The sequence below is a fragment of the Cytobacillus oceanisediminis genome, assembly GCF_004366035.1.
Lineage (GTDB): Bacteria > Bacillota > Bacilli > Bacillales > Cytobacillaceae > Cytobacillus > Cytobacillus oceanisediminis_C.
The window spans coordinates 1-9,906 of the sequence record NZ_SOEE01000004.1 but is presented as its reverse complement, the minus strand read 5'-3'; the positions used below and the strand labels follow the sequence as shown (position 1 = coordinate 9,906).

Genomic DNA, 9,906 nt, shown 5'->3' with positions numbered 1-9,906 from the left:
CCCAATTAATCTTTTCACCCCAAACCGTTAATTATTTATACAATATCAATTCTACATTTGTATAACATTTCCTTTTTTAACTAACCTGCCCCTTTAGTTTAAAAGAAAAAAGCTACTCGATTAGCAGCTGATTTTGAACACAAGCACCTTTTTGTTGACGAAGGTTAATCCATATTTTCAGCAATCTTTTTCAGTGCCTTTGCACGGGAAACAATAAATGCCCTCATATATTTCTCCAAAAATAACTTGTCCACTACAACGCCAATTAGACCAAATGGTGATTTATACTGAAATTTATCAATCATTATGGTTCCGCCAGCTTCTTCAATAAATTGATGGGTATGAACAAAGGAACGGAAGGCTCCCTTTACCATAACATCTACAAACTTATGAGGTTTTTCCATTAATGTCACTTTGGCTGTCAACCTTTGTTTAATACCAAAGTGGATGGCTTCCCAGGTAACAGTATCGCCTTGTTCTAATAACCCTTCTGTCACTCCACTAACAGCTCTTTCCTTAGTTTTAGAGGTCGTTTGAGTATGAATATCTACGTTTCTTGCAAGGTCAAAACATACTTCAACAGGTGCTTTAATAAATCGTTGATGCTCAATAACAGGCATTTTATTTTCTCCTTTTACAAACACTTACTAACACTATAATTATAATTGGTCAAAGTCGATATTAACTAATTTTTATTGAACTAACCTGTCCCGTTTGTACAATAAGAAAAACCACCTGAGATGGCGGCTGGATCTTAAAGTAATGCGCCCGATTGATGAACGACTTTTATCTAAAAAAATACTGCAATTAGTAAACTGATAGCAAAGAGAATAAATGCAAACTGTATCGTGAAATACATAATCAACTCAAGTGGTACAAGTTTCCTTTGCCTTTTATTCTTTTCTAAATGCCTTAGATAGAAACCAGCACTTATAATAAGCAAAACACTAGCTACGGCTCGTAAAATTTCTACAAAAAGAATCAAGCGTATAACTCCTTTCTCCCCAAGGCATTCTTCCGTAAAATGGCCCTTTTTTGGCGTAAAGTTGTATGGAAACGTGCTTTATTATTAAGGATTATCACTAACCTGCCCCTTTAGCTTACGGGGAACTTTTCGCCACCTAATTTGTTAAGCTGCCTGGCTTTGGTAGCTGAGCCTGAACCTAAGGTTAGTTTAGCTGCATTAATCCGTATAGCTTAATTTTTTTTATTAATAAGTTTAATTACTCCCATTATCCCCCAAGCACCAATCGATAGAGATGAAGCTATTAATGCCAAAACGATTAAAATACCAACTATAGTTCCCAACTTTATTATCTCTCCTTTTACTTCTATAAAGGATGTTAACTAATCAATCAAAGTCAATTTTAACTTTCTTTTAAGATATACGGTGGATTACACAGATGGTTTCAATATTTTTAATGTCAATAAATGCCCCTTTAGTTCAATAAAAAATGCTGCATCAGCAGCACCTAAAAAAACTTCTTATATAACTCGCGTCTCAAATGTCCACTCAGGTATGCATAGACTCTAGTGGTTTCGCTTTTTTCGTGTCCCATTAAATTTTGTATAACCTCTAAAGGTGCCCCATTATTAATAAGTGTAGTTGCATAGCTATGTCTAAGTTGATGTGGATGAATGCATTTATTTATTCCTGCTCTTTTGGAAATCTGTTTTATGACATATCTCATCTGTGCAATACTCATTCGATGTGGTGCTCGAATCGTAACGAACAGCGCTTGTTGATCATCATATCTTTCTTCTAGATACCTCTTTAACCAAATACTACATCGAGTATTAAAATACACTTCTCTTTCTTTTTTTCCTTTTCCAAAAACGATAACGGATTGTTCTGCCATATTGATTGAGTGCTTATCTAAATTTACAACTTCTCCTATCCTACAGCCCGTTGAATACATAAATTCAAATAAAGCTTTCTCAAAAGTTGTTTTACATGCTTCACGAAGTAATTCAATTTCCTCTTCTGTAAGAAACTTAGGAATTCTACTCTCTGGCTTAGGTTCTTTAATGGTAGATACCGGGTTAACCGAAACATACTTCTCTTCTTGAGCCCATTTAAATAATGATTTTATAAAACGTATCCGATGACAGAGACTAGATGCTTTTAACTCAGCTGCAACTTCTCCAAGATATAGTTTAATGGATTCTGTTGTAATATCAGGAATCTTAATATCCCCAAAGTATTTGATTAATAAGGACATTTCACTTTATATACCTTTAAGGTTTGAGAAGAATATCCCTGAATTTGTTTATCTGCTTTATATAGATTCCAGGCTTCAGATACAAGCATAATGAACAACTCCCTGATCGTTGTATTATCAACATTATTCGCCTGAGAACTATAAAATATACTAGTTTTATAGAATTTCATTAAGTAATTGCGCCCGTTAGATGAACAAGGCATTTTGTTTACCCTTCAACGATTGCAAGATATTTTTTGATGTCTCCTTCAGATTCAACAATTAATATATCTTCTCTTTCTTTGGTGGAAAAAATCTTCGCACCAACTGGAAGTTTATTCGACATCTCGTCTTTAAAATCTGTATTTGCATCATTTTTTGTTTTTATTTCACCGATTTGAACATCCTTTGTTAAAGACATTTCCTCAACCCACTCAATATTAGTTTTGTAAATAACTCCTTCATACTGAAAAATATCAGCATCAGAATCCAATTTTAAAACTTCCTCGGCATCAATACTATCAATTGTTACCGTGGTTGCTTCCCCTTCATTGGAACACCCACTAATAATAAGTAACGCTAATGCAATCAGGACATAAAATAACTTTTCAACCAATGTAATACCCCCTTTTTATATATAGTCGGAAATACTCTATCCTAAGTTTCTTCTTGCACTAATCTGCCCCGTTTGTTAAATAAGAAAAAGCTGCCTGGTTCGGCAGCTGGATCTTAAAGTAATGCACCCGTTACTTCAATAAGAAACTTTCGATAGATACAAATAAAATAAATATAAATACAACTATACTTAGCCAGCCGTAACCTTTTTGTCCCTTTTGAAATTCTCTTAATCCCATTACCAACATCGTTAAACCTAAAAACAACATCATATATGGTTGAAACTTAAAATCCTCAGTAATCAATCCATACCCTGCAAGTGAAATAACTGTTATTGATAAAATAATTTGCAAAAATTTTAACAATTAAAAACCCCCTTTAACCAAGTTACCACATATCCCCAATTCATTATTAAACTATCCTGGCCTTTTATTTATTGGAAAAACTCTAGAGTTGCAAATATTCAAATAAAATATAAACCAACAAGACAACAATTGAAATTGTTAGGATCCAATCCATCACACTTGTCCTAACATTCTTTTTTCTTTCATACCAAAATAACTTTAACAGCATAACAAATGAAAGTACAATTAATACAGAAATAAAAAACAAGTATAATAGATATTTATCAACATATAAACGGGAGATGTTTACTATAACTAAAAAAATAAAGAATATTATCATTTTAATTACTCTGTACTTTTTAGAATTAAACATGAACTCTTTTATATTTTCTCTCATACATACACTCCTTAAGTTAAATTATCCATTGCAAATGAGCGCTAAATCCTCGTACCCGAATTTCACTCGATTTTCCCTCAAATTGGATGAATATGTATTATCATCACCTTCGATTTAAGAAACTCCTTTTTCAACAAACCTGCCCCTTTTGTTCAATAAGAACCTCTATAAAAAAGGCGTTAACCCTTGGATCAATATCCCCTTAACATCCTTTAAAATTTTTTCTTTCAGTGAACATAAATTTAAGTTTCAATGAGTCAGTTTTTAGGTATAAGTATCTAAAACTTTAATCACTGGAGGCATCTCTTTTGGCGAACCAAGAAATAGTCATTTATCACGGAAAAGAATATATAATTGTGCATCAATACGATTCTGGCTACGTAGAAATCAGAAATCCAAAAAACAGGAGAATTGAACTGGTACACCAGTCAGAATTAACACGGTTAAAACAATCCTAATTCATAGTATAGTAATTGCTTATTTTTATAAAAGATTTATTTATAAATTTAAGGGGATCGGTTTAATAAATCGTCTATGAGGGTATCTGTAATCAGTTGTAAAGTTATTAATTTGTTGGAAAAAGATTCAGAAACAAGAGGGACTCTTAAAGACACATTAAAAATTTATCTTTAATTTGCAGGAAAAAGACCGGTTCAACGGTCTTTTTCTTTTATTTTGACATTACAATTCAACCTGTCACTTATGTTCACCAACAAAATGTCATATTGTTTTGCAGCTTGTTCAACTTTTTCTATATCCCTCTTGATGAACTAACCTGCCCCTTTTGTAGAATAAGAATAAGCGACAGCTGATCTTGAATATAAACACCCTAAAAGTTGAATGACCGCCTTCTCCGGTAGTGCGTATTTTATTCAAACTGTTCACTAAGCTCATCAATCGATCACTGTTTAAAGTTAATTTTTATCTAATTTCTATTGTTTAAACGATACAATTTACATAGCTCAATAATTCTTGTTTTTGGAAGGAGAAAATATACTTGGAAAGTTTATTGCAAAAAATTAATTTATTAGATTTAGTGGCTGATATAACAGAATATAAGAATTTTGTCGTGTCTGAAGTCAATGATCATGTTTTAAGAATTGCTGTGATTGATGGAGAATTTCATTGGCATGATCATGACACAGATGAATTATTTATGGTGCTAGAAGGAGAACTCATAATTGACTTAGAAAATGATAAAACATTTAAATTACTACCTGGTGAAATTTTCAATGTACCAGCACATACTCAACATAGAACTCGATCTAATGGCAGAACTGTAAATCTCTGTTTTGAGAAAAAAGATAATGATATAAATGGATCTACTTAAGTACCAATATATTGGTGCTTTTTTAATGTGCAGTTTGAGTCAAATGTGATATTACAGAATAGACCCTTATTGAACAAACCTGCCCCGTTTGTTCAATAAGAAAAAGCCACCTAGTTTGGCAGCTGGATCATATAACGACCCTTTTTTTTTTAATAACACTTCACATATTAAATAGGCTTAAATAATGTGTTGAATTTGGATAAATATTTTCCTTTAAAAATCCCAGGGAGGTATAAAATTTATCTCCTTGTTCTGTATCTGTATGAAGTACTAAAACCTTATAAAAGTGTTTTGCATCGTTAATTATTTGAGTTAACAAAAGTCTTCCAAGGCCACTCCTTCGATAATCCTTAGAAACATAGAACCTTCTCAACCGTCCGACTTTTTCATCATTTGAAAATGGATCTATATTAATCCCTCCGATAGCAATTAGTACCCCTTCTTTGTTAAACAAACCATATAAAGATTCCCCAGTCTTATTAAATTTATTAGTTCCATTTTCGTAATCATTTACTAGTCTTTCAAGAAACCGAAAACCCTCCTCTTTGCTTTCCTTAACTAAATGGGTTAAATCAATATAAAACAGACTTTTTAATTGCTTTACTTTAAAACATTCCATATATTCCTCCAAAAAGTGCTTAATTTGATTAAGACTTTCTCGTAAATATATTAAAATCTTCTTCCACAAAACTGCCCCGTTAGTTCAATAAAGAATACTAAAAAAAGCGTCAACCCTATTCGGAATATACGCCACCTAATTTGTTAAGCTGCCTGGCTTTGTTAGCTGAGCCTGAAGATAAGGTTAGTTTAGCTGCATTAATCTGCATAGCTTAATTATTTTTTTTTAATAAGTTTAATTACTCCCATTATCCCCCAAACACCAATTGATAAAGATACAGCTATTAATGCCAAAACGATTAAAATACCAACTATAGTTCCCAACTTTATTACCTCTCCTTTTACTTCTATAAGGATGTTACCTAATCAATCAAAGTCAATTTTAACTTTCTATTAAGATATACGGTGGATTACACAGATGGTTTCTATATTTTTTATGTCACTAAACTGCCCCCCCTTTTATGGAATAAGAAAAGCCGCCAGATTAGGCAGCTGATCTTAAAAATAAGTCCCCTTCTTTAGTTGAAGAATTTCTAATTCTTTTTTATACTTTTTTGATATTTACTATGTCCATCGGTTACACCAACAAGTTCAAAGTCATTGTACTTATAAAAGTTATTTAATTTAATATTATCTGAAACACAATCTAACTTAAGATATTCTTTATCAATTTCATTGTCTTGTATCCAAGTCAATATACTTCTCCCTATACCTTTCTTCATATAAGTAGGAATTATTGCAAGTCTATGTATATAAAGCGATCTTGAAGAAATATCACTTCCCCAGATATGCTTATCCCATTCACTTTGTTTAGATAATAGTGTGAACGCAGCCACAGTAACCTTATCTTTTATAACAATGTATGTTTCCTGATAGATTATGGCTTGTCCAATCTCTTCCATCATCACCACCATCTAATAGAAACCGCCATTGGTTTATATCATTATCTTTCATCCATTGAGCTGTCTGCTTTAACATTTTAATAATTACACTGATGTCCTGATTTGTAGCAACTTTTATTTCCATGCCTTCACCGTAATCCAAGTTTATTTTTACCTCCTTTTTAAATTAACCATTTAATTCGATACCTTATAAATTCAACAAACCTGTCCTTTAGTTTAAAAAGAAAATGCTGCAGTTAGTTAAAATATTTTATTCATATAAAACCTTTAGTGTGCCCTCCCAATACCCCTCTGCAATGGCATTTTATTATATGTGATTTCTCAGCAGAAGTCTTCGCTAGATATAGCGTTTCTTCATTTCCATTAGATTCTTTAGAATTTATTAGCTGCCCGTTTTTTTACATATATACCCAGTACCGTTTTAGTCTAGCACCACTGTTTCTTTTTGCTTCTTCTTCGCTTCTTCCCATTGTCCATTTAGTTAATCAGGGATTAACTCATCAATATACCAGTTCTCACTATTGTTCCTTCATTGCAGCTCATTTTTTTTATATCCTTCTAAATGCGGTGTAAATCTTTTGCTATCAATAGGCACATTAATTTCCAATTTTATAGGATGTAGATAATCAACAATATCACCTTTAGCATTATAAGTTTCATACTTAAGTAATATCCCTGTATCCTTATCTACCCAAAAGCGAAATGATTGGAAATCTCTATGGTTTTTAGTTCCTTTTATCACAAGCGTGTTATGACCAAGTAATTCTTCATTTTGTTTTTCAATTTCCCATTTATTTAAATCCCTGGTATAGTTTGAGGCTATTTCATAAGGAAATAATGTTGCATTGGCTACACCAATCGGAGGTCTTTCCCGATAAGTGGTTACATTGTTACCTTCACTGTCCACTGAAAATGCATCCTCAATTTTTAATGGTGTACCTCGTCGACTTTCTTCTCCATATTTTGATTCCATATAGGACTTTGTTTGTTCAGATACTGACCACACTGTACCTTTTGAATAATATTCGGAAGTAATCTCCTGTTTATCATCTACCACATTGGTTCTTTTACCGAATCCCCCTGAAAAATTCTCTAAATCAATTGCATATTCAACAACTGAAAAACCTGGAGAATGTCCATAATGCATCTTAAATTCGCCGGTAGCCGTTTCAAAGTTATCTATGGTATTAATCATTTTAGTTAGGATCTCTTCTTTAGTCATTTCATTATAATTTTCTTCTTGCTTAGGTGGTATATATATCGTTTTCTCATTAGAAGGCTTAGTTACAGTTTCCTGCTTATTTTCCTTCAGCTCATTTGCTTGTTTCGTTCCAGATTCATTAAACATGTTTAACTGGGTTCCAACAAAATATGTGATTCCCCAAAAGAGTATTGAAACGACCGAAATGCTAAGCAAAGCATTAAACTTATTTTTCAGTGGAAACGCCTGCATTTGAGATTTGGATTTTTCAATCCTATTTAAGACCTGTTGATACTGCTTATCATCAAAGTACACATTTTTTAAAATGCTTTTATCCATCTTATCTTTTAAATCTTCCAATTTATTCTGCATTAACTGACCACGCTCCTAATAATTCTTTTAACTTAAGGCGTCCCCGGTGCAATCTGGTTTTAACTGTATTAGGATTAATCCTTAATAAATCCGATATTTCGTCAATTGAAAATTCCTGATAATAATATAAAATAATAACCTCTCTTAATTTCACTGGCAGTGTAAGGACTTGCTTAGAGATTAATTCATCTTCCTCGTTACTAAAATATTGTTGTTCAATAGTAGAATAAGCTTGTTTTGATCTAAAAAAATCAGTAATATATAAATTTTTAAAAGACCAACTCTTTAAAACATCTTTACATTTGTTTACTGTAATTTTTATTAGCCACGTTTTATACGTTGATTCATTTCTAAAGGAATCCATCTTCTCGTAGCACTTTATAAATACGTCTTGTGACACATCTTCTGCCAATTGTTGTTGTTTTAAATATGTATAAGCAATTCTAATAACATCGTTACCGTATGTTTTCATTAACCATTTAAGCTTTTCTTCTCGATTTAAATCATTTAGGGGTTCTGATATAGAGTCCTCTACCATATTAATCATTTTTCTCCTCACAATTCTTGTTTCTTGGTAATTAGACGATTCGTATTTTTTAAAGGTTCTATTTTAGAACTTTTTCAATAAAAAATTTTAAATCTAATCTATTCTGCAACACTGCCCTTTTATGGAATAAGAAAAGCCGCCTGATTTAGGCAGCTGCTATTGAACATAATCTCCCGTTTGCTTAAAAGAAGTCCATTCTTAATTAACATTTACAGGAAGCTTATCATTCTGACCTCGAATTCCAAATCCTAAAGCAATGGCCGCTCCAATACAACTAGATAGGCAACCTACTACCAAATAAATTGATGGTGGTGATTCACCAATTAAAACAGAAGCTATCCCTCCAATTGCTGGAAATAGCGCTACCATATACCCACTTTTTGCTCCTCCAATTTTTTCTACAAGTTTTAAATAAAATAGCCATGCCATAAAAGAAGCAATCAAAGTTAAATATAGCAAAGCAGATAAATATGTAACTGTTGTTGGAATTATAACTTTATGTCCTAGGAACAGTACAATTGCCCCCATTAAAACACTACCTACTGTAAAACCAATGGCATTTGCATAGATAGGGTTAACCTTAAGTTTAGCATTTCTTGCAGAACTGGCATCACCTATAGCTGTAAGAATAGTGCCTAACAAACCAATCATAATACCTTTTAAATCAGTGAGCCCTTGAAAATTATTTAATGTGGGATATAGGATGACACATACGCCAAATACCCCTAGTATTCCACCCGTTAAAACGCGAGAGTGTAATTTCTCTTTTAAAAAAACACGGAGAGCAATCGGAGTCAGTATAACTTTTAACGAAAAGATCAATGTTACAATTGCAGCAGAGCTCAAAATAGTGGCGTAATAAAGGCACAGATAACTTAATGCAAAGTTACATACACCAAACACAATTATAAACGGGATATCTTTTCTTTGAGGTCTTCCCTTTGGTTTAAGGAACCAAACAAGAAATAAAAATAAAAAAGCTGTCATAACTAAACGGTATGTTAAAGATAATTCCAAACTGACTGGTGTTCCTTGAATTTTCACCGCAATAAAATTAAGACCCCATATTATTAAGCAAAATATGTACATGAAATTTATCATTTTAGTACCTCTTCCTGCTGTTTAACTTAATATGTAATTAACTTCTGAGTAAGTAATTGTAACAAACCTTACCGGTTCTTTCCAATTTAAATGAGACAATTAACCACGAGTTGAATAAACTTTTTATTGAATTAACCTGCCCCGTTTGTTGAACAAAAAAGCCGCCAGATTAGGCAGCTGATTTTGAACATAAGCACCCGTTCGTAATATAAGGTTAGCCAGATATTTCTGGTTGACCTTTTTATTTGGGGTCTTAATATAACGGTAGTCGGGGTAGA

At 32.5% G+C, this 9,906-nt stretch carries 11 protein-coding genes and 1 pseudogene; 2 read left to right on the top strand and 10 right to left on the bottom strand.

Going from position 1 to position 9,906, the window contains the following annotated elements:
- Positions 1-164 precede the first annotated feature (164 nt).
- From DFO72_RS10845 to DFO72_RS10825, 4 genes and pseudogenes are all read right to left on the bottom strand, one after another.
- Positions 165-620: an SRPBCC family protein gene (locus DFO72_RS10845; protein ID WP_113881717.1), complete on the bottom strand. Its 456-nt coding sequence runs from the start codon at positions 618-620 to the stop codon at positions 165-167.
- 852 nt (positions 621-1,472) lie between these two features.
- Positions 1,473-2,311, bottom strand: a pseudogene (locus DFO72_RS10835) (tyrosine-type recombinase/integrase).
- A gap of 119 nt (positions 2,312-2,430) precedes the next feature.
- Positions 2,431-2,817: a hypothetical protein gene (locus DFO72_RS10830; protein ID WP_243856130.1), complete on the bottom strand. Its 387-nt coding sequence runs from the start codon at positions 2,815-2,817 to the stop codon at positions 2,431-2,433.
- Between the two features lie 130 nt (positions 2,818-2,947).
- Positions 2,948-3,181, bottom strand: a complete 234-nt coding sequence (locus tag DFO72_RS10825; RefSeq protein WP_113885872.1) for a YczI family protein — start codon at positions 3,179-3,181, stop codon at positions 2,948-2,950.
- A 684-nt stretch (positions 3,182-3,865) separates the two neighbouring features.
- Between DFO72_RS10825 and DFO72_RS29450 the strand changes: the two genes are divergently transcribed.
- Positions 3,866-4,015: a hypothetical protein gene (locus DFO72_RS29450; protein ID WP_166672469.1), complete on the top strand. Its 150-nt coding sequence runs from the start codon at positions 3,866-3,868 to the stop codon at positions 4,013-4,015.
- Between the two features lie 551 nt (positions 4,016-4,566).
- Positions 4,567-4,887, top strand: coding sequence for a cupin domain-containing protein (locus tag DFO72_RS10820; protein ID WP_113885878.1), 321 nt, complete (start codon positions 4,567-4,569; stop codon positions 4,885-4,887).
- Positions 4,888-5,047: 160 nt separating this feature from the next.
- Here DFO72_RS10820 and DFO72_RS10815 read toward each other — a convergent pair whose 3' ends face one another.
- The 6 genes from DFO72_RS10815 to DFO72_RS10795 form a co-directional block, all read right to left on the bottom strand.
- On the bottom strand, positions 5,048-5,506 hold the full coding sequence (locus DFO72_RS10815; RefSeq protein ID WP_113885874.1) for a GNAT family N-acetyltransferase: 459 nt from the start codon (positions 5,504-5,506) through the stop codon (positions 5,048-5,050).
- Positions 5,507-6,038: 532 nt separating this feature from the next.
- Positions 6,039-6,410: a GNAT family N-acetyltransferase gene (locus DFO72_RS10810; RefSeq protein WP_243856129.1), complete on the bottom strand. Its 372-nt coding sequence runs from the start codon at positions 6,408-6,410 to the stop codon at positions 6,039-6,041.
- On the bottom strand, positions 6,349-6,549 hold the full coding sequence (locus DFO72_RS29905) for a hypothetical protein (protein ID WP_243856128.1): 201 nt from the start codon (positions 6,547-6,549) through the stop codon (positions 6,349-6,351). The genes DFO72_RS10810 and DFO72_RS29905 overlap by 62 nt, the downstream gene beginning before the upstream one ends.
- 387 nt (positions 6,550-6,936) lie before the next feature.
- A complete protein-coding gene (locus tag DFO72_RS10805) occupies positions 6,937-7,980 on the bottom strand; it encodes a sigma-E factor regulatory protein RseB domain-containing protein (protein ID WP_113885875.1) in 1,044 nt (347 codons plus the stop codon).
- A complete protein-coding gene (locus tag DFO72_RS10800) occupies positions 7,970-8,527 on the bottom strand; it encodes a sigma-70 family RNA polymerase sigma factor (RefSeq protein ID WP_113885876.1) in 558 nt (185 codons plus the stop codon). Before DFO72_RS10800 ends, DFO72_RS10805 begins: the two co-directional genes overlap by 11 nt.
- Before the next feature lie 198 nt (positions 8,528-8,725).
- On the bottom strand, positions 8,726-9,628 hold the full coding sequence (locus DFO72_RS10795) for a DMT family transporter (RefSeq protein WP_113885877.1): 903 nt from the start codon (positions 9,626-9,628) through the stop codon (positions 8,726-8,728).
- Positions 9,629-9,906 lie beyond the last annotated feature (278 nt).

What these genes read in the sequence shown, in the direction of transcription:
- DFO72_RS10845 (WP_113881717.1), bottom strand. Translation starts at nt 620, where the DNA reads ATGCCTGTTATTGAGCATCAACGATTTATTAAAGCACCTGTTGAAGTA.
- DFO72_RS10815 (WP_113885874.1), bottom strand. Translation starts at nt 5,506, where the DNA reads ATGGAATGTTTTAAAGTAAAGCAATTAAAAAGTCTGTTTTATATTGAT.
- DFO72_RS10810 (WP_243856129.1), bottom strand. Translation starts at nt 6,410, where the DNA reads ATGATGGAAGAGATTGGACAAGCCATAATCTATCAGGAAACATACATT.
- DFO72_RS10805 (WP_113885875.1), bottom strand. Translation starts at nt 7,980, where the DNA reads ATGCAGAATAAATTGGAAGATTTAAAAGATAAGATGGATAAAAGCATT.
- DFO72_RS10800 (WP_113885876.1), bottom strand. Translation starts at nt 8,527, where the DNA reads ATGATTAATATGGTAGAGGACTCTATATCAGAACCCCTAAATGATTTA.
- DFO72_RS10795 (WP_113885877.1), bottom strand. Translation starts at nt 9,628, where the DNA reads ATGATAAATTTCATGTACATATTTTGCTTAATAATATGGGGTCTTAAT.